The following is a 19,445-nucleotide window of genomic DNA, read 5'->3' on the forward strand; positions in this document are numbered from 1 at the left end:
ATAGCAAGTATATAAACTAAATAAAGGATAAAACATGGCAAATATACAAGATTTTTTAACTGATAATATGCTTTCAAACCTTGAAAGTGCAGCATCTTTAGCTATACATTCTAAAAATAATGAAGTTGTACCTTTACATCTTTTATGGGCTTTAAGCGTAGATAGTACAAGTATTTTAAATCAAATTTTAAATAAATTAAATATTTCTAAAGAAGCCTTAGAGCTTGAAATTAAAAGCAGAATTTCAAAACTTGCAACGAGTTCAAATGTAAGCCGTGAAAATATACGCTTTTCCAATGAACTTATAAATTCATTAGAAAATGCTAAAGGATTGATGAGTGCTAATGGAGATAGTTATTTAAGTGTGGATACTTGGCTTATAAGTGAAAGTCAAAAAAGTCCTATTAAAGAAATTTTGGCGCAATTTTTAGATTTAAGAGAATTTCAAAAAGAGCTTGAAAGTCTAAGAGCGGGACGCAAAATCGATAGCAAAACAAGCGATGAAACCTTAGATAGCTTAAATAAATTTGGTATAGATTTAACCTTAAAAGCAAGTGAGGGTAAACTTGATCCTGTTATAGGCAGAGAAGAAGAAATCGAACGTTTGATGCAAATTTTAATACGCAAAACCAAAAACAACCCTATACTTTTAGGTGAACCAGGCGTAGGAAAAACAGCTATAGTAGAAGCTTTAGCACAAAGAATTATCAAAAAAGATGTTCCAAAATCTTTACAAAATAAAAAAGTCATCGCTCTTGATATGAGTGCTTTAATTGCAGGTGCAAAATACAGAGGAGAATTTGAAGACAGATTAAAAGCTGTGGTTAATGAAGTGATAAAAAGTGAAAATATCATTCTTTTTATCGATGAAATTCACACTATAGTAGGGGCTGGAGCGAGTGAAGGCAGTATGGATGCGGCAAATATTTTAAAACCCGCTCTTGCAAGAGGTGAACTCCATACCATAGGCGCAACCACTTTAAAAGAATATCGTAAATATTTTGAAAAAGATGCGGCCTTGCAGCGCCGTTTTCAACCTGTAAATGTGGGCGAACCAAGTGTTAATGAGGCTTTGGCCATGTTAAGGGGTATAAAAGAAAAGCTTGAAATTCATCATAATGTAACCATAAATGATAGTGCTTTAGTAGCCGCGGCTAAACTTTCAAAGCGTTATATAGCAGATCGTTTTTTACCTGATAAGGCTATTGATTTAATCGATGAAGCTGCAGCTGAACTGAAAATGCAAATTGAAAGTGAACCAAGTTCTTTAAGAAAAGTACGCAAAGATATAGAAACTTTAGAAGTTGAAAATGAAGCTTTAAAAATGGAAAATGATGAGAAAAATCAAAAAAGACTCGATGAAATCGCAAAAGAACTAGCTAATTTAAAAGAAAAACAAAATGCCCTAAATTCACAGTTTGAAAATGAAAAAAGTGTTTTTGATGATATAAGCACTAAGAAAAAAGAAATTGATTTGCTTAAAAATGAAGCTTCTTTAGCTAAAGCTAGGGGTGAATTTCAAAAAGCAGCTGAGTTAGAGTATGGAAAAATTCCAAGTCTTGAAAAAGAAGTAGAAATTTTAGAAGATAAATGGAAAAAAATGAGCGAAAATGGAGTTTTACTTAAAAATCAAGTAGATGAGGATTTGGTTGCTGGAATTTTAAGCAAATGGACAGGTATTAGCGTGCAAAAAATGCTAACCTCTGAAAAACAAAAATTCTTAGAAGTGGAAAAACATTTAAAAGAAAGTGTCATAGGACAAGATAAGGCCTTAAGTGCTTTAGCTAGAGCCATTAAACGCAACAAAGCAGGACTTAATGCGGACAATAAACCTATAGGAAGCTTTTTATTTTTAGGGCCAACAGGGGTAGGAAAAACACAATCAGCTAAAGCTTTGGCAAAATTTTTATTTGATGATGAAAAAGCAATGATTCGCTTTGATATGAGTGAATTTATGGAAAAACATAGCGTTTCAAGACTCTTAGGTGCGCCTCCAGGATACATAGGACATGAAGAAGGTGGAGAGCTTACTGAAGCCGTACGAAGAAAACCTTATAGCGTACTTTTGTTTGATGAAGTTGAAAAAGCACATAAAGATGTATTTAATGTGCTTTTAGGGATTTTAGATGATGGTAGAGCAACCGATAGCAAAGGTGTAACAGTGGATTTTAAAAATACCATTATCATTTTAACTTCTAATATTGCCTCAAGTGCTATTATGAATTTAAGCGGAAAAGAACAAGAAGATGTAGTAAAAAATGAGTTAAAAAATTTCTTTAAACCTGAGTTTTTAAACCGCTTAGATGATATTATCACCTTTAATCCACTTGGAAAAGATGAAGCTTATGAAATAGTTAAGCTTTTATTTAAAGATTTACAAATGAGCTTAGAAAACAAAGGGATAAAAGCAAGTTTAAGCGAAAATGCAGCTCTTTTAATCGCTAAAGATGGTTTTGACCCTGATTTTGGTGCTAGACCTTTAAGAAGAGCTATTTATGATCTTATAGAAGATAAATTAAGCGATATGATACTTGCTGATGAACTTCATGAAAATGATAGCATTATCATTGATGCAAAAGATGATGAAATAATCATCAAAAAAGCTTAATCATTTTGAAAGTAGATCTTTCTACTTTCAAAATATAATCTCGCTTTCATTAAATTTCATATTTGCTTTTGGTAATGGTGATTTGGTGGTATAATAAGCACTTTCTCCTTTATAATTTCCACGATAAACCCCATTAGGAATGCTAAATTTTCTAGTTGTATCAGGGAATTTTTCTATATATTGAGTTAAAAATTCTCTAAACACAGGAGCAGCTGTTCTAGCCCCACCTTCTGTATAACGCATAGGCTTGTTATTATCATTTCCATACCAAATGATTGCTTCTATTTCAGGCGTAAGTCCACAAAACCAAGCATCAACACTTTTATTCGTTGTTCCTGTTTTTCCTGCTATTTCTATATCTTTTACTCTTGCATTACGTCCTGTGCCTTTTTCAACAACATTTCTCATCATATCTAAAACCAGAAAACTTTGCGCTTCATCGCTGACTTTACGCTCATTTGAGTTAAATTCCATGATGGTTTTACCGGTTTTATCCTGAACTTGTCTGATAATTTGAGGATCTTTAATCGTTCCATAGTTCCCAAACATGGTATAAAATTTCGAATACTCCAAAGGAGAAATACCAAAACTTCCCAATACGATTGATAAATTAGGCGGTATATCTTTAAATCCAAATTCCATTAGTTTAGAGTAAAGAACATCAAGCCCCATATCAAGTGCGAGATTAATGGTAGCTAAATTTCTTGATCTTGTTAAAGCTTCTTTTAAGGTAATTAAACCTAAAAATTTACCCCCTTCATTTTTAGGTTTCCAATCCTCATTATTACCCGCTCCACCTTCAAAAATTCTAGAAATATCAGCAATTTCACTCATAGGCGAATATCCTAAATTAATCGCCACTTGATACACAAAAGGTTTAAAAGAGCTTCCAGGTTGACGCATACTTTGAGTAGCACGGTTATAATTACTTTTTTCATAATCAACCCCACCTACCAAAGCTAAAACATCGCCACTTTGATGATTTACCACGACCATAGCTCCGTTTAAAGTGCTTAAATTTGCATCTTTATCGCGTTTTACTATCTCATCATAACCAAATTTCAAAGCATTCTGCGCCATATTTTGAACATCTAAGTCTATATTTAAAATGATTTTATATCCACCTGTTTTTAAGTCTTTGATATTAGGGCTTAATTGTTTAATCACTTCATCTACGACATAAGGAGCAGCATTTTGAGTAAGCGTATCATCATAAACTTGCGGAATTTCTTTGATGGCTGTATCATAATCTGCTTTTGAAATCCAACCTAGATTATACATTCTTGAAATAACATTATTTGCTCTTGAGATGGAAAGATCTAAATGCTTTGTAGGATCATAACTGCTAGGTGCTTTTGGCATACCTACTAGCATAGCAATCTCTTTAAGGCTTAATTCATTTAAATTTTTATGAAAATACCCCAAAGCTGCGGTTTTTACTCCATAATACCCATGTCCAAAAAAGATAAAATTTAAATACCTTTCTAAAATTTGCTCTTTAGTTAAAATGGTTTCCATTTTATAAGCAAGCAAAGCTTCGCGAATTTTACGCGTAATAGTTCTTTCAGGGGTTAATTCCGTATTTTTAATAAATTGCTGGGTAAGAGTGGAAGCTCCTTCCATGGTTTTTCCACCGCTTTTTATGATTTTTACAGCAGCTCTAAAAATGGCATCGATATTAACTCCATTATGTTCAAAAAAGCTTGTATCTTCTATAGCAACTAAAGCTTCTATAAGGCGTGGAGGAAGCTCTTCATAAGGAGCGTAAAAACGATGCTGTTCAAAAATATTAGCCACAAGCTTGCCATTTCTATCGTAAATTTGTGTTGTAAGAGGAGGTTTATATTCTTTAAAAGTATAACCCTCAGTATCAGCACTTGTGAAAAGATAAGCCACATAAATAAATCCAGCTATAAACAAAAGAGTAAAAAATGAAAAAATATATTTTAATATTTTCATAAATAAGCCTTTAAAGTTTGGATATCAAGCCCTAAAGCAGTGCTTAGATTTCCTACTTGTTGGGTGATGAAATTTTGATGAAAACCCTCACACATAATACAACCCGCCTTGCCTTTATAAAGATCATTTTCTACATAATCTCTTAAAGCATTTTCATCAAAATTTTTAAAATAAAGCGTAGTTTTTGAAAGAGAAAAAACTCTTTTTTCAGGTTTTACAAGCAAAAAAGCCGATAAAATACTTGCATACTTTCCATTTTGCAAGGCAAGCATTTCATAAGCTTCTTTTTTATCCTTTGCTTTGGTAAGAATTTTTTCATCTATACAAACTATACTATCTGCAAAAAGCAAATTTTGGTTTTGAAAATCTTTGCCTAAAGTACTTAAAAATTGTCTTTCTTTTTCAAGAACTATTTTTTGAACATATAAAAAAGGTGAAATATTTTTATTTAAATTTTCATCATAATCAAAACTAACTTGCCTAAAATCAATCTTTGCGGTTTTAAGCAAGTTAGCTCTTGAAATGGAACTTGAAGCAAGAATTAACATTAAAGTGATTTTTCTATCGTTTCTAAGCTTTGTTTTAAAGCTTCATTGATTTTGCTTAAATCTTTTCCACCTGCAGTAGCAAAATCATCTCTTCCGCCACCATTTCCACCTAAAATTTGCGCCGCTTCTTTAACTAAAGCTCCTGCTTTTAAAGGCACATCTTTAACGCCAGCTGCTAAAGTGATTTTTTCATCTTTTACTTGGATAAGTAAAATCACCGCTTTAGCAAATTTGTTTTTAAAATCATCAATCATAGCTTTAATATCGCCATTATCTACGCGTTTTACGCAAATTTCAACACCTTGGATATTTTTAGAATCAAGCTCGGTTTTACTTGAGTTTTTAAGCTCATTTTTTAAACTTAAAATTTCATTTTTAAGCTTTTTGAGCCCGCTTAAAATATCATTATTTTTAAGCTCATCTTTTGCTTTAGAAAGTTCTTCAAGTTGATTTTTTACAAATTCTAAAGCCGCTTTAGAAACCACAGCTTCAATGCGTCTAACTCCAGCACTCACACCACTTTCTTTAACTATGTAAAAACTTCCTATTTGAGCAGTATTTTTAACATGAGTTCCCCCGCAAAGCTCCTTGCTTTCACCTAGAGTTAAAACACGCACATTGCCTTGGTATTTTTCATTAAACAATGCTATAGCGCCGCTTTTTTTAGCTTCTTCTAAAGGCATATTTTCTAATATAGCTTCACTTGAGTTTATAATCATTTTATTCACTCTTTTTTCAATGCTTTCTAGCTCTTCTTTGCTTAAAGCTTTATGATGAGTAAAATCAAATCTTAGTTTATTGCTTTCAACTAAAGATCCTGCTTGGCTTACATGAGAACCTAAAATTTCTCTTAAAGCATGATGTAAAAGATGAGTAGCTGAGTGGTGGCGTGCGATTTGCTCTCTTTTTTCTGTATCGATTCTTGCATGAACTATATCGCCAACTTTTAGTTCTTCGCCTGCTTTTACAAAGCTAAGATTGAGATTAAAAAACTTTTGCGTATCTAAAACTTCACGCTTAGCTATAAATCCACTATCAGCACTTTGCCCTCCACTTGTTGCATAAAAAGGTGTGTTTTCAAGCATCACCCAACCCGCATCTTTAAGGGTGGAAACTTCTTTAAAATCTTCATCTAAAAGGGCTAAAATTTTACTTTCGCATTCTGCTTTTTCATAACCTACGAAATGATTTTCTCCAAATTTTTCAAGCAAGTTTTTAAAATCTCCGCTTGCAGTTTTATCTCCACTTCCTTTCCAAGAAGCTTTAGCGCGTGCTTTTTGCTCATTCATTAAAAGTTCAAATTTTTCTTCATCAACTTTAAGATTTTTTTCCCTTAACATATCAGCTGTTAAATCAAGCGGAAAACCATAAGTATCATAAAGCTTAAAAGCTACTTCTCCGCTAAAAATTTCTTTAGTGTTTTTAAGCTCTTCATTAAAAATTTCAATTCCATTTTCTATAGTGCTTAAAAATCTTTCTTCTTCAAGGCGAATTTGTTCTTTTATAAAGTCTTTTTTCTCATTAAGATAGGTATAATGTCCGCCCATTAAATCGCATACAACATCAACTAGTTTATACATAAAAGCTTGTTTAAAACCTAGCAAATATCCATGTCTTAAAGCACGACGCAAAATACGACGCAAAACATAGCCTCTGCCTTCTTTATCAAAACTTACCCCTTGCGCAAGTAAAAATACACTTGATCTTATATGATCAGCTATTACTCTAAAACTTGCTCCACTTTCATAAACATAAGTTTTATTACAAAGTTTTGAAATTTCATTGATGATTGGCATAAAAAGCGAGCTATCAAAATTGCTAAATTTACCTTCTTTAATCGCTGTTACCCTTTCAAGCCCCATTCCTGTATCAATACTTGGCTTTGGCAGTGGGCTAAGCACTCCATCAGCGCTTCTTTCGTATTGCATAAAAACAAGATTCCAGATTTCTAAAAATCTATCTCCATCTCCGCCCATATAATCTTCGCTTGAGTTAAAATGCTCTTGTCCTTGATCATAAAAAATCTCGCTGCAAGGACCACAAGGACCAGTATCGCCCATTTGCCAGAAGTTATCTTTATTACCAAATTTGTAAATTCTTTCTTTTTGAATGTGTTTTTGCCATAGATTAAAAGCTTCATCATCGTTTTCATGCACAGTTACATAAAGTCTATCTTTAGGTAGTTTTAAAACTTCAGTTACAAATTCCCAAGCATAAGCTATGGCTTGTTCTTTAAAATAATCTCCAAAGCTAAAATTTCCAAGCATTTCAAAAAAAGTATGATGGCGTGCGGTATATCCTACATTATCTAAATCATTGTGCTTTCCACCCGCTCTTATACAAGTTTGACAGCTTGTTTTGCGTGGAGGGTTTGGGCGTGGAATTTCTCCTGTAAATATACTTTTAAAAGGCACCATGCCCGCATTGGTAAAAAGTAAAGTTGCATCATCAGGAACTAAAGGACTTGACGGGGTTACCTCATGTCCTTTTGATGCAAAAAAATCCAAATAAGCTTTTCTAATATCCATGAATTTTCCTAAAGAAATTTTTATAAAAACATATCATACCAAAATTACTTTAAATTAAGTAAAACTAAAATACAATAAACATTTTTATTTAATTTTATTTCTCTAAGGTTTTTTATGAATTTTATCAATCTTCAAGCTCAATATCTCGCATACAAAAATGAAATCAATGCTGAAATTGAAAGCATTTTATCAAGCTCTTCTTTCATAGGCGGTGCAAAACTTAACGAATTTGAGCAAAATTTATCTCATTTTTTAGGTGTTAAACACGCTATAGGTTGTTCAAGCGGAACCAGCGCTTTATATCTTGCCTTAAGAGCCTTAGATATTGGCAAAGATGATGAAGTTATAGTACCTAGTTTTACTTTTATAGCAACAGCTGAAGTTGTGGTCTTAGTAGGCGCAAAACCTGTTTTTGTAGATATAAATTTATCAAATTACAATCTTGATTTTGAAGCAGTACAAAAAGCAATAACTCCAAAAACTAAAGCTGTTATAGCAGTAAGTATGTTTGGACAAATGAGTGATTTAAGGGCTTTGGAAGAAATTTTAAAAGATAAAAATATCACTTTGATCGAAGATGGTGCACAAAGTTTTGGCGCAAGTTTCAAAGGAGAAAAATCCTGCTCTATAGCTAAAATTTCATGTACGAGCTTTTTTCCTTCGAAACCTTTGGGAGCTTATGGCGATGGTGGGGCTATTTTTTGCCATGATGATGAAATTGCTAAAAAAATAAGAATTTTACTCAATCACGGACAAACTCAGCGTTATAAACATGAATTTATAGGTATAAATGGACGCCTTGACACCTTGCAAGCGGCGATTTTAAATGTTAAGTTAAAATACCTAGAAAAAGAATTAGACAAAAGACAAAAATTAGCACAAACTTATAATGCAAATTTAAAAAACTGCCAAATTCCACAAATTGATCCAAATGCTTTTAGCGCTTATGCGCAATACAGCGTTTTAGTTGAAGATAGAGCTAGTGTATTGCAAAAATTCGAAAAAACTAATATACCTTATGCTATACACTATCCAACCCCTTTGCATAAACAACCTTGCTTTAGTGAGTTTTCAAATTTAGAACTTAAAAATTCAGAATATGCAAGCAAACACATCTTATCTTTGCCTTTTTCACCTTTTTTAAGTGAAGAAGAGCAAGAGCAAGTTATTTGTATTTTTAAAGATTAATTCCATGAAAATAGGTATCATAGGCCTTGGAAAAATGGGGCAAAACCACTTAAATGAACTTAGTAAAAATTCTCATTTTAAACTTAATGCACTTTTTGATCTTTGCAAAAATCCAAATCTAAATATTTTTGATGATATTTTTTATGATGATTTGGATAAATTTTTAAATCAAAATAATGATATTATCATCATAGCAACACCTACAAATTCACATTTAGCAATAGCAAAAAAAATTTTTAAACAATGCAAATGCGTTTTAATCGAAAAGCCTTTAGCTCTAAATTTAAAAGAAATAGACGAAATTTCAAATTTAGCTAAAGAATACAGCGTAAAAGTAGGCGTAGGTTTTTGTGAAAGATTTAATCCTGCGGTTTTAGCCCTAAAAAAAGAGCTTGAAAATGAAGAAATTATCAGCATTAACATACAAAGATTTTCACCCTACCCGCAAAGAATCGGCGATGTAGGGATTTTGCAAGATTTGGCTGTGCATGATCTTGATTTGCTTTGTTTTTTAAGCAAACAAGAAATAACAAAAACCAATTTGCTTAAAAAATACACCCAAGATCAAACAAGAGAAAGCGAAAGCATTATTCTATGTGGGCTTGAAAAATGTATTGCTAGCATACATCAAAGTTGGAATAGCACACAAAAACTAAGAAAAATTCATCTTATTACTAAAAATCATTTTTATGAAGCCAATTTAAATGATTTTTCTTTATTAAAAGATGGAAATTTTATAGAACTTACTCAACAAAGTCCACTTTTTTCAGAACACGAAGCTTTGTTAAAACTTATCGATAATCAACCCAATCATCTAGCCAGCACGAGCGATGCTTACAAAGTTCAAGAAATTTTAGAAAGGTTTGCGTGAAATTAGTTTTATTTTTAAATATGGGCGGAGCTACGAATTTACAAGATTGTGAAGTTTTTTTAAAAAATATGTTTAATGATCCTTATATTTTAGGAATCAAAAATCGATTTTTAAGAAAATTTGTAGCATGGATCATAACAAAGGCTCGCGTTAAAGCCATGCAAGAAAACTATAAAAAAATGGGCGGAAAATCCCCTTTAAACGAACTTACTCAAAGCCTGTGTGACAAGCTTAATTTAAAACAAGATGAATTTAAATTTGATTTTGTAAATCTTTATGTGCCTCCTTTTGCCACAGAAATTTTGCAAAAATACACTTTAAATGAAAATGATGAAATCATTCTTTTTCCACTTTATCCGCACCATTCTTGTACCACAGTAACTTCATCTTTAGAAGTTCTGCAAAATGAAATTTCAAAGCAAAAAATTCAAGCAAAAGTAAAAACTATAGATATTTTTTACAAAAATGAGCTTTATAATGAGATGATAGTTTCGCACATTTTGGATAAAAAAAGTAAATTTGATGCCAAAATTTTGATTTTTTCAGCGCATTCTTTACCACAAAGCATTATTGATAAGGGTGATTTATACGAAAAGCATGTAAATAATCATGTAGAAATTTTAAAAGAAAAATTAAAAGATCATTTTGATGAATTTATTTTAGCTTATCAGTCCAAACTAGGCCCTGTAAAATGGCTTGAACCAAATACAAGCGATATTTTGGCAAATTTAAACGATAAAGCTTTGATTTATCCTATTTCTTTTTGTATAGATTGTTCTGAAACGATTTTTGAACTAGGTATGGAGTATAAACATTTAGCAAAATGTGATTATGATTTAATAAGTTGTCCTAATGATAGTGATGAATTTATGGAATTTATTTTAAAATATTTATCTGATCTTAACCAAGAATGAATTTGAGACCCTTGTCTATCATTTTTTTAAAGATTAACAAGGACTTTTTGGTAAAAATTTAGCTGACTAAGCCAAAGTATAAGCTTTTTCTCCGCGCAAACTCACATCTAAGCCTTTTTGTTCTACTTCTTCTTTCGCTCTTAAGTCTACAAAATAAGAAATAATCTTAAGAATAATAAAGCTTATGAGAGCTGAAAAAACATACAAATCATAATAGCAAGAATTTGCTCTTTTAAAAGCTCTAAACTTCCACTGATAAAAAATCTCGCCAAGCGCATTTTAGGCAATCACATTAGGATTTACTTTAGCACTTGCAAAAAGCCCTGTAGCAATTCCTCTCAAACACCTCCGATTCCGTGTAAAGAAAAAGCATCTAAAGAATCAATCCTATTTGAGTTTGTATTTAATAAAACTCAAACCAAAACAACAAAATACAGAAAGACAAAGCTCCTATAACAAGAGAAGCATAAAATCTACATAACCGCAACTACAAGCCCACTAAGTCCACCTAAAATAGTCAGTTTTTATGGATGAGCCACTCAAGCACTACCCATTGTAAAGCAATGACACTAAAAACAATAAAGCAATTCATTATGGTATTGAATGTATTTTTACTTCTTACCATACCCAAATAAAACATTGCTAAAGCTGGAGTCATAAGCAAAACTAGCAGAGTACACAATACAATAAAACTTGAATTTACCGCATTCGCTTACCTACCCTTTCTTACAAAATATAATTACAAGATAATTATATTTAAAATGATTTAAAAAATATAAATTTAAGAAATATTTTATATATTTTTTTATAAAAGTTTATTTTTTTATTTTAAATTACTATAAATAGGGATTTAAAAAATATTTTACTTCTCTATGATTCAAATTTACTAGCATTAAAATACAAATTTGGGCCAAGCTAAAAAACAACAAAGATAAAAAAGGATTATTGTAAGATGATGAAGAAAAAATTTGATTATTTAATAAAATTATCTAATATTAAAAAAGTAATTGCGCTTTAAAATGATCTAAAAGCTCTTCTTGAGCTTTTAAAATATCATCGGTATTTAACTCAAAATCAATCTTGTCTGGTTTTTTATAAGTTTTATCATAATACTCCAAAAGCATAACAATAAGCTTTTGCCATTCTTTTTTCTCATAACTTTGAAGCAATTCTTGGCGTAAATTTAAGCTGATATAAGGGCTGATTTTTTGCACGCATTGTTGAAATTTTAAAGGAGTCATTTTTTCTTGATAAATTTTTTGTATTCTTTTAACGCGATTTTCCAAAGAACAAAAACAATAAATTTTAAAAGCCTTTTGCATTTTTTCATAAAATTTCAAAGGTAAGATGATATCCCCTATTTTGCGACTTTCACTTTCTATGAAAGCAAAATTTTCTAAATTTTGCATATTGTGAAAAAGTTCTGCTTCAAAAGCTTTTTGCGTAGGTTGTTTTCCTAAAATATCACCAAAAGATGAGCCTAAATGATTTGCCATTTTTTCTAAATTTATAGCTTGTGGGAGTTGTTCTAAAAGCTCTGTTTTTCCACAGCCTGTATTGCCGCAAAGAGCAAAAAAATCAAAATTTATTTCATTTTCAAAATAACGCGTTACAAAAGTTCTATAAGCTTTAAAGCCACCTTTTAAACGCACCACTCTAAAACCAAGCTCACTTAAAATCACTGCGATAGACTTTGAACGCAAACCCCCACGAGAACAATAAATCCCCACCTTTTCTCCTATGCGAAAATTTTGAGTGATTTCTAATATATGTTTAGCGGTATTTTGACAAATATAACTCGCACCCCTAGCCTTGGCTAAAGCTTGATTTTTCTTATAAATCGTTCCTATTTCCTGATATTCTTCATCATTGAGTGCATAAAAATTTAAAGCTCCTATCAAATGAGAATGCAAAAATTCTCTAGGGCTTCTTGCATCGATTAAAAGAGAGAAATTTTCTTTTTGAAATTCTGTAAATTCAACTTCACTGAGCATTTTTAAAAGCCAAAACAAGTTTTTGATAAACTTGCTCGATATTAGTGCCACAAATCCTAGTTTCTCCTATGGTTGTGATAAAATTTGTATCTCCTGCCCAGCGTGGCACTAGATGATAATGACAGTGAAAAGCTATGCCAGCTCCTGCATCTTTGCTTAAATTCATACCGATATTGACCCCATTTGCATGGATTTGCTCTTTTAAAATTTTCACTCCCAAACGCACAAAATGGCTCATTTCTTGCCAAATTTCATCGCTTAAATTTTCTATATGCTCTTCATGTACATAAGGAATCACCATAAAATGCCCCGCAGAATAAGGATAGCGGTTCATCACTCCAAAACAATGCTTTGCTCTAAAAATCACACCTAATTCTTTATCACTTTTGATCTTATTAGTACAATCACAAAATGGACAAACAGTTTTTTCTTTTTCAAAATACTCACTCCGCCATGGTGCATACAAATATTGCATTTTCCCTCCTTAAAGCAAAGCTTTTAAAGCCTTTCCTTCATCTCCCTCACGCATAAAATATTCGCCGATTAAAAAAGCATCAACGCCTAAATTTTGTAAATGCTCTAAAAATTCTTTATTTTCTAAACCACTTTCTGCGATGATGATTTTTGAATTTGGGATTTGTGGGATAAGTTTTTCGCACAAACTCATATCCATAGTAAAATCCTCTAAATTACGATGATTGATACCGATAATATCCGCTCCAGCAAAAATAGCCTTACTCAAATCCTCTTTATCATGAATTTCAACCAAAGCCTCAAGACCTAAATGTCTTGCAAACTCAAGCAGTTTTTTAAGCTCTTTCATGCTTAGCATTTTAGCGATTAACAATACAAAATCTGCCCCATAAACCAAAGCTTCTAAAATTTGATACTCATCAAAGATAAAATCTTTTCTAAGTAAAGGAATTTGTGTATAACGGCGTATAAGACTTAAGTATTCTAAAGAACCTTTAAAAAAATGTGGCTCAGTCAAAACAGAAATCGCCGCAGCTTTGTTCTTCTCATAATTTAAAGCGATACTCAAAGGATCAAAGTTTTCTCTAATGACTCCCTTGCTAGGACTTGCTTTTTTTACTTCTGCTATGATTTTAACTTCTTTTTCTACTCTTTTTAAAGCTTTAATCACATCTTTTGGAAAGAAAGGATTTGAAGCTAAAGAACGCCCTAACATATCATAAGGAAGTTTTAGTTTGCGTTCTTTTAAATCTTCTTTTGTTTTTTCAAAAATTTTATCCAATATCATGGTTTTACACACGCCTTTATCGCTTTTATATGAGCTTTACTCTCATCAGAATTTGCAAATTCTTTATCATCTAATGTTTGTTTTAAAATTTCCCATGCTTGCTTACAATTGCCTAGTTTATAATACCCCCAAGCTAAAGAATCTAAATAATACAAATTCTGTGGATCTTTTTCTAAGGCAAGTTTCACAAGCTCTATACCTTTTTTAACATCTAAATCATAATCTATAAGCAAATATCCATAATAGTTTAAATACAAAGCATTGCTATCTTTATCGATAGCCTGTTCGAATTTTTCTTTTACAGAATCAATTACTTTTGGAGTGATTTTTTTAGCTTCATTTGCAGCTTCAAATTCAAAAACTGCCGCTCGTAGAAGATATTCTTTATTTTTTGTTTTATGATAAAGAGCTAAACTCATTTTTTTAGCATCATCAAAGCGTTTTAAATTCTGATACAAAGCAAGTTTAATATCATCATCTAAATCATACTTCAAAGAAATTTTTAAAGCTTCTTCTGTTTTGCCTTGAGAATTTAAAAGCTCAACCAAAGCCAATGCAAAACTTTTATTTTTGGTAAGTTGATAAAGCTCTTTATATATACTTTTTAAAGCTTCGATATTTTTTTCATCAAAATAAATTTTAGCAAGCAAGACGCAAGTTTTGAGAGTGCAACCATTGGTTTTTCTTGAAAATTCTAAAACATTTTTAATATTTAAAGTATCATTTAAAATCGCATAAATTCCTATGAGTTTAAATAAAATTTCTTCGTTTTGCACTTGATTATAAGCAGATCTATAGTACTTTGTGGCATTTTTTAAATCATTTTTTTTAACCAAAATATCTCCGTAAAGCTCTAAATTTCTAGGATCACTATCCTTTTTTGTTAAAAGCTCTTTCATAAGTTTTTGAGCATTATTGATATCATTTGAATTTAAAGCATAAAGAGCACTAAGTCGCTTAAGATTGTCATTTTGATTTAAATAAGGCTTTGCTAGATTATTTAACTCTGCTTGCTTGTCAAGATTGTTTGCCAAAGTAAGTAAAAATGCATTTTCTAAAAAATTAGCATTATTATAATCTTGATAAAGACTTAAAAATTCATCTCTGGCTTCTTTGTATTGTTTATAATACTCATAATTATAAGCCTTCACAACCCTTAAATCAAAATCATTGCTTTTATATTTTGTATAATCAGGATAAACAACATTGATTTTTGAACTTCCACAAGCTGCCAAAAAAAAGGCTACTAAGACAAATAACAAATACCTATACATTCTTTTTCTAATTCCTTTTGATGTGTTTTAAAATATTCCCAAAATGGAAAAGTTCTGCATTGTTTTGGACGAAAATCGTAGATACTGCAATTTCTTTTTTGAGTATCAAAAAAAATGCAAGCAAAGCCATCTTCAAATTCGACTTCCTTAAAACTCATTTTAAAGCCCACTTTTCTCAAGTATTTTTCAGCAAATTCTTTGCTTTCTAAATTTAAATGCTTTCTTAATGCTTCTAATTCTTCCATGCTCGCAAAAATATTGCCACTTTCTCCAGTGCAACACTTTCCACCGCATTTCTCACAAGCATTTTCATCAAAAGCATAAGAAAAATTTTTATCAAATATCATAACTTTTTAACCTAAATCTTAAGTGAATTTCTTGCATTTGTTTGCTTAAAATTTCATTTTCATATACAAAAAAAGGAGGTAAAATCTCACAAGGCGATTTTGAACCTTTTTTTACCTGTATCAAAACAAGTCTTGCTTTTTTATTTTGATGTGTATGTACAAAGCAAAGCTTTGTTATTTTTATTTTCATATCTTTTAAAATAAAACAAATTTCATCTAAAGCTAAAGCTTCATAGCAAAAATACAAAGTACCATTTGGCTTAAGCATAGAATTTGCTTTAGTTAAAAAGCTATGCAAGGGTAAAAATTCCTGAAATTTACTTATAGCTTTATGCTGATCTTCACTCTTGTAAGCTCCTTGTCTATAAAATGGAGGATTGCAAACTATGAAGTCAAATTTTTTTATGCTTTGAAATTGATTGAAATCATCATGAAAAATATCGCCTTGTATTTGGTTGGATTTTAAATTTTTTTCAATCAATTTTATATTTTCTTTTTGAATATCAATCAAAGATAAACTTAAATTTGCAATATTTTTTTTAAGTAAAATACCTATGATACCACAGCCTGCACCTACATCAAAAACAGCGCCTTTAATTCCTTGTTTTAAAATAAAATCAGCTAAAATTAAAGAATCACTATTGTAACGATACCCTTGTGATAATTGTGCTAGCGTAATCAAATCTGACATATATTTTAATGCGTTGGAATTTTAATGCGTTTTGGAGGTTGTTCTTTAAATATATTTTGTTCTTTTGTTATATTATTATCTTCTTTAAAATTTACTGGGCTTTGTGCTGTCAAAAAAGAAATTACAAAAGTTATAAAAAAAGCAATTTTTATCATAATAACACCTCATAAAATGGTGTCCACGGCGAACACCTAACAATAACTATAAAATACCATAAAATATAAATTTTAAATATTTCAAATTTAATTTGGCTACAAAATGGCTACAAAAATTAAAATATAAAAATAGGTTTTTCTTTCTTTTCTATTTTTTCATTTAATATATCTGCAGTTTCAAAATTATACCATAAAGTTGGATTAATTGCATCTTTTGCTAATTCTTCAGTTTCGCTTCCATTTCCACCTTCATTATCAGAATCATCGCTTTGCTCATTTATCATATCAGGAGTATCTGCTGTAATGCTTTGAACAACATCAAAAATCTTACTAGCTCCACTTAGTAAATTTCCAATAATATTTAAAGTTGATTCAAAAGTTGTCATTTCTTGTGCTGCTTGTGCTGTATTTTTTGTAAAATCTGCAGCTAAATTCCAATTATTAGCACCCCAAGCACCTAAAAAATTAACCAAACCCCAAACAGCATTAAGAATTGAAAATAATTTATTTCCAGTAAGTGAACCCACGGCTAAACCTAAGCTAATTCCTAGTGTGATACCCGCAGCTACATTCTCACTCACTCCTATCAATGTTCCTAGCCATGCACCTTGTCCGCCAATCCACCAAGTAGCTACAGCCAAAATAATAGTAACAATAGGTGCCAAAAAGCTTAAAATTCCTTTGCTTGATTTTTCGTATACATAAAGATAATAAAAACTATCCCATAATGCAAACCATCTATCTCTACGCCCATAAGGCAAATTTGAACTTTTTCTATATAGCGGATATACGCTTGGCGTAACACTTGTATCTTTTTTTCCAAAGCTTTGATTATTGAGGTAAGAATAAGAATAAGCAATATAAGGCTCTTCATAACAAACTAAATTAAAACCATTATAAAAACATAAAGGAGTTGCATATTTGCATTTATAATTTTCTTTGATAGAATTAAATACTTCAAAAAAAGATATCTTTTTGCTTGTTAAAGTATAATATATTTTACTCGGATCACTTTCCCTAGTTTTTTGTGCTTTCTCATATACACTATAGGTTATTTCTACTTTTTCAATTCTAAATATACTCTCATTTAACTCCTTAAAATCACTAAAAAATTTTTCAACATCAATGCATAATTTTTTATAAGGTTTTCCAAAAGTTGGTTTAAATTCAACATTTTCTACTTTAATTTCTGGTATTTTAATATCATCAATACTAGGATATATCCATTCATTATTTTTTTGGATGGTTTGAGAAAAAATAACTACTTCTATATCATTTATAAGCATTTCATAATTTATATTTTCCAATGCCTTATTTAATATATCTTTGAAATTTATTTTTTCATCAATATAAAAAAATCCTTTTCCATTATATTTCCAAGCTTTTTCTTTTTCAAATAAAAGAGCTAAATTATTTGGAAAACCATAATAATACTGCATACTTCCTAAATTATAATTAGTTCTTATTTCGCAAATATCATGATATATTCCATTTTCACTACTAGGATCTCCCTGATAAGGTTTGTATGGATCTTGCCCTACGAAAAATTGGTTAAGTCCTAAATCATTATAGTTTTCCTTATTATAAGGTGCAGTGCTAGAACTTTTAATGTTATATTTTTTCACTATATACGAATTTTTAAATAGCGGATGGTTTATATTTTGAATTTGACTTCTACCTTTTCTTACAAGTTGTTTATGTAAAAGCTCAACATATTTATTTACCCCTATCATAGCATAGGTAAACCATTGTTTATATACTTCTTGTGTATCCAATTCTCCTATGTTTGATGGATAAGCAGGCTTAAGAGTATAATTTCTCATAAGCCTTTTTTCATCTATAAGTATTATGAAGACTTTTCTATATTTTCTATCTTTTCTTTAACAAGCTTCATAATTTCTTGTGGTATATCAAGACCACCGGTACAATATCCAAATTGAACACTCTGTGTAACTTTTGCAGCTTCTATTCTTAAATTATCATCTATCTGTGAAGTTTGTCTAGCTATTAATGCAGGTTTTGCTTTTTCTGTTTCTGTTTGAGCTCTTAAAAGTAAAGCTTTTTCAGCGTTAAGCTCGTTTTCATCGCCTTGTAAAATCATGGATAAAGCTGTATTTTGACTTTGTGCTACTATGGTTTGTCCAACACTTACTAATGCTTGTGCTAAGCTTTGAAATTGTTGGTCATTTCTTATAACATTATCGTTTCCAAATTGTTCTAAAAGCTTTTTAAATTCTCCAAATGGAGATTTTTCTGCTAAACTCATTTCTAAAATTTGCGGATAAATTTCTTTAAATGCTTCAAGTCTTTTGTTGTAATCAACATTTGTATTACTCATTATTTAGCTCCTTTATTTTACTTATCTGAATTTCACATTGTCTGTATTTATAGAAAAGCATAGAATAGGCATTTAAAATATCTAGTTCATTTTTTGCTATTGGCTTTTCAAGTGGGCTTAATGTTAGTAGTTCTTGCGGAATTCTTACTTTTTGAATTTCTATTTTGGTTACTACTTGTTGAGTTTGCATCCCACAACCTATCAACGACATTGTTAAAAAGCTTGGTAATATTATTTTCATTGCTTTTATAAATGTATTCTTTAACATATTCTATCCTTTCTTTAACTTCGTTTTTTTGATTGTTTGCTTCATTGATCGCTTTTAATTCTGCTTTATGAATTTGCGTAAGTTCTTTTAGCCTTGCTTCGTTGTTTTTATTAATCTCTAAAGCTAAGGCTAAATCACTTCGACTTTTTTCTAATTTTGCCTTTGTGCTATCAAGTCTTAGATAAAAATATCCTGCTAAGATTGCCATTAAAGCTAAGGCGATATAAAGCTTTGCATTTCCAAATAAAAGATTTATCATATTTTGTTTTAGAAGTTTAAGTAAGGTTTTTGTATAATACCCCTAAGGGTTAGCCGTAGGTCTGACCCCCTATGGCTAAATTCCACCCGCGAAAGGTGGTGATATAAATGTCATACCAGAAGTTTATAATTATAATTATACTACTTTGTGTAATTATAGTCAAGGCTTATTAGCCTTGCCCCGCAAAAGCGGGGTGTAAACTTTAACCTACTTAAACTTTTATCTCCTTTCTATGCTAACTC

General features: G+C 30.8%; 18 protein-coding genes and 1 pseudogene. 4 read left to right on the forward strand and 15 right to left on the reverse strand.

Features of this window, described 5'->3' with window-relative positions; genetic code table 11:
- Positions 1–34 precede the first annotated feature (34 nt).
- Positions 35–2,608: an ATP-dependent Clp protease ATP-binding subunit gene (locus AJ936_RS09310; protein WP_070274455.1), complete on the forward strand. Its 2,574-nt coding sequence runs from the start codon at positions 35–37 to the stop codon at positions 2,606–2,608.
- A 27-nt stretch (positions 2,609–2,635) separates the two neighbouring features.
- Here AJ936_RS09310 and AJ936_RS09315 read toward each other — a convergent pair whose 3' ends face one another.
- Genes AJ936_RS09315 through alaS form a run of 3 tightly spaced genes read right to left on the reverse strand, consistent with a single transcriptional unit; the run spans position 2,636 to position 7,643 of the window.
- Positions 2,636–4,567: a penicillin-binding protein 1A gene (locus AJ936_RS09315; protein WP_002867666.1), complete on the reverse strand. Its 1,932-nt coding sequence runs from the start codon at positions 4,565–4,567 to the stop codon at positions 2,636–2,638.
- Positions 4,564–5,115, reverse strand: coding sequence for a septum formation inhibitor Maf (gene maf, locus AJ936_RS09320; RefSeq protein WP_002855005.1), 552 nt, complete (start codon positions 5,113–5,115; stop codon positions 4,564–4,566). Before maf ends, AJ936_RS09315 begins: the two co-directional genes overlap by 4 nt.
- Positions 5,115–7,643 (reverse strand): alanine--tRNA ligase, encoded by a 2,529-nt coding sequence (gene alaS / locus AJ936_RS09325; RefSeq protein ID WP_070274457.1) that lies wholly within the window; start codon positions 7,641–7,643, stop codon positions 5,115–5,117. The genes maf and alaS overlap by 1 nt, the downstream gene beginning before the upstream one ends.
- 114 nt (positions 7,644–7,757) lie before the next feature.
- Between alaS and AJ936_RS09330 the strand changes: the two genes are divergently transcribed.
- The 3 genes from AJ936_RS09330 to hemH are packed head-to-tail and all read left to right on the forward strand — an operon-like array spanning position 7,758 to position 10,616.
- Positions 7,758–8,831, forward strand: a complete 1,074-nt coding sequence (locus tag AJ936_RS09330) for a DegT/DnrJ/EryC1/StrS aminotransferase family protein (RefSeq protein WP_070274459.1) — start codon at positions 7,758–7,760, stop codon at positions 8,829–8,831.
- 4 nt (positions 8,832–8,835) lie between these two features.
- On the forward strand, positions 8,836–9,702 hold the full coding sequence (locus AJ936_RS09335; protein ID WP_002861237.1) for a Gfo/Idh/MocA family protein: 867 nt from the start codon (positions 8,836–8,838) through the stop codon (positions 9,700–9,702).
- A complete protein-coding gene (gene hemH, locus AJ936_RS09340) occupies positions 9,699–10,616 on the forward strand; it encodes a ferrochelatase (protein ID WP_044778773.1) in 918 nt (305 codons plus the stop codon). The genes AJ936_RS09335 and hemH overlap by 4 nt, the downstream gene beginning before the upstream one ends.
- Positions 10,617–10,682: 66 nt before the next feature.
- On the opposite strand, the pseudogene AJ936_RS09345 reads toward hemH, so the two are convergent.
- From AJ936_RS09345 to AJ936_RS09395, 12 genes and pseudogenes are all read right to left on the reverse strand, one after another.
- A pseudogene (locus tag AJ936_RS09345) lies at positions 10,683–11,274 on the reverse strand (hypothetical protein).
- 337 nt (positions 11,275–11,611) lie between these two features.
- The gene (gene mnmH / locus AJ936_RS09350) at positions 11,612–12,610 is read right to left on the reverse strand and encodes a tRNA 2-selenouridine(34) synthase MnmH (RefSeq protein WP_002861230.1); all 999 of its coding nucleotides are present in this window, start codon (positions 12,608–12,610) and stop codon (positions 11,612–11,614) included.
- A complete protein-coding gene (locus tag AJ936_RS09355; RefSeq protein WP_070274461.1) occupies positions 12,600–13,085 on the reverse strand; it encodes an HIT domain-containing protein in 486 nt (161 codons plus the stop codon). The genes mnmH and AJ936_RS09355 overlap by 11 nt, the downstream gene beginning before the upstream one ends.
- 9 nt (positions 13,086–13,094) lie before the next feature.
- Entirely contained in the window at positions 13,095–13,871 is a 777-nt protein-coding gene (trpC, locus tag AJ936_RS09360; protein WP_070274463.1) for an indole-3-glycerol phosphate synthase TrpC, read from the reverse strand.
- Positions 13,868–15,145, reverse strand: a complete 1,278-nt coding sequence (locus tag AJ936_RS09365; protein ID WP_070209756.1) for a lipopolysaccharide assembly protein LapB — start codon at positions 15,143–15,145, stop codon at positions 13,868–13,870. Before AJ936_RS09365 ends, trpC begins: the two co-directional genes overlap by 4 nt.
- The gene (locus tag AJ936_RS09370; protein WP_002881237.1) at positions 15,118–15,492 is read right to left on the reverse strand and encodes a YkgJ family cysteine cluster protein; all 375 of its coding nucleotides are present in this window, start codon (positions 15,490–15,492) and stop codon (positions 15,118–15,120) included. Before AJ936_RS09370 ends, AJ936_RS09365 begins: the two co-directional genes overlap by 28 nt.
- Positions 15,482–16,183: a tRNA1(Val) (adenine(37)-N6)-methyltransferase gene (locus tag AJ936_RS09375; protein ID WP_002861225.1), complete on the reverse strand. Its 702-nt coding sequence runs from the start codon at positions 16,181–16,183 to the stop codon at positions 15,482–15,484. Before AJ936_RS09375 ends, AJ936_RS09370 begins: the two co-directional genes overlap by 11 nt.
- 5 nt (positions 16,184–16,188) lie before the next feature.
- The gene (locus tag AJ936_RS09380) at positions 16,189–16,338 is read right to left on the reverse strand and encodes a hypothetical protein (protein WP_002857548.1); all 150 of its coding nucleotides are present in this window, start codon (positions 16,336–16,338) and stop codon (positions 16,189–16,191) included.
- A 116-nt stretch (positions 16,339–16,454) separates the two neighbouring features.
- The gene (locus tag AJ936_RS09385; protein ID WP_070274465.1) at positions 16,455–18,185 is read right to left on the reverse strand and encodes a hypothetical protein; all 1,731 of its coding nucleotides are present in this window, start codon (positions 18,183–18,185) and stop codon (positions 16,455–16,457) included.
- On the reverse strand, positions 18,185–18,676 hold the full coding sequence (locus AJ936_RS09390) for a hypothetical protein (protein WP_002861686.1): 492 nt from the start codon (positions 18,674–18,676) through the stop codon (positions 18,185–18,187). Before AJ936_RS09390 ends, AJ936_RS09385 begins: the two co-directional genes overlap by 1 nt.
- Positions 18,669–18,866, reverse strand: a complete 198-nt coding sequence (locus AJ936_RS10065) for a hypothetical protein (protein WP_070293817.1) — start codon at positions 18,864–18,866, stop codon at positions 18,669–18,671. Before AJ936_RS10065 ends, AJ936_RS09390 begins: the two co-directional genes overlap by 8 nt.
- A complete protein-coding gene (locus tag AJ936_RS09395) occupies positions 18,784–19,203 on the reverse strand; it encodes a hypothetical protein (protein ID WP_070274467.1) in 420 nt (139 codons plus the stop codon). The genes AJ936_RS10065 and AJ936_RS09395 overlap by 83 nt, the downstream gene beginning before the upstream one ends.
- Positions 19,204–19,445: the final 242 nt, after the last annotated feature.

It is taken from the genome of Campylobacter sp. BCW_6877, assembly GCF_001762445.1.
GTDB classification, from domain to species: Bacteria; Campylobacterota; Campylobacteria; order Campylobacterales; family Campylobacteraceae; genus Campylobacter_D; species Campylobacter_D jejuni.

Bases quoted from the DNA above. Each gene is read 5' to 3' on its own strand.
- AJ936_RS09310 (WP_070274455.1), top strand. From the start codon at position 35: ATGGCAAATATACAAGATTTTTTAACTGATAATATGCTTTCAAACCTT.
- AJ936_RS09315 (WP_002867666.1), bottom strand. From the start codon at position 4,567: ATGAAAATATTAAAATATATTTTTTCATTTTTTACTCTTTTGTTTATA.
- maf (WP_002855005.1), bottom strand. From the start codon at position 5,115: ATGTTAATTCTTGCTTCAAGTTCCATTTCAAGAGCTAACTTGCTTAAA.
- alaS (WP_070274457.1), bottom strand. From the start codon at position 7,643: ATGGATATTAGAAAAGCTTATTTGGATTTTTTTGCATCAAAAGGACAT.
- AJ936_RS09330 (WP_070274459.1), top strand. From the start codon at position 7,758: ATGAATTTTATCAATCTTCAAGCTCAATATCTCGCATACAAAAATGAA.
- AJ936_RS09335 (WP_002861237.1), top strand. From the start codon at position 8,836: ATGAAAATAGGTATCATAGGCCTTGGAAAAATGGGGCAAAACCACTTA.
- mnmH (WP_002861230.1), bottom strand. From the start codon at position 12,610: ATGCTCAGTGAAGTTGAATTTACAGAATTTCAAAAAGAAAATTTCTCT.
- AJ936_RS09355 (WP_070274461.1), bottom strand. From the start codon at position 13,085: ATGCAATATTTGTATGCACCATGGCGGAGTGAGTATTTTGAAAAAGAA.
- trpC (WP_070274463.1), bottom strand. From the start codon at position 13,871: ATGATATTGGATAAAATTTTTGAAAAAACAAAAGAAGATTTAAAAGAA.
- AJ936_RS09365 (WP_070209756.1), bottom strand. From the start codon at position 15,145: ATGTATAGGTATTTGTTATTTGTCTTAGTAGCCTTTTTTTTGGCAGCT.
- AJ936_RS09370 (WP_002881237.1), bottom strand. From the start codon at position 15,492: ATGATATTTGATAAAAATTTTTCTTATGCTTTTGATGAAAATGCTTGT.
- AJ936_RS09375 (WP_002861225.1), bottom strand. From the start codon at position 16,183: ATGTCAGATTTGATTACGCTAGCACAATTATCACAAGGGTATCGTTAC.
- AJ936_RS09380 (WP_002857548.1), bottom strand. From the start codon at position 16,338: ATGATAAAAATTGCTTTTTTTATAACTTTTGTAATTTCTTTTTTGACA.
- AJ936_RS09390 (WP_002861686.1), bottom strand. From the start codon at position 18,676: ATGAGTAATACAAATGTTGATTACAACAAAAGACTTGAAGCATTTAAA.
- AJ936_RS10065 (WP_070293817.1), bottom strand. From the start codon at position 18,866: ATGCAAACTCAACAAGTAGTAACCAAAATAGAAATTCAAAAAGTAAGA.
- AJ936_RS09395 (WP_070274467.1), bottom strand. From the start codon at position 19,203: ATGATAAATCTTTTATTTGGAAATGCAAAGCTTTATATCGCCTTAGCT.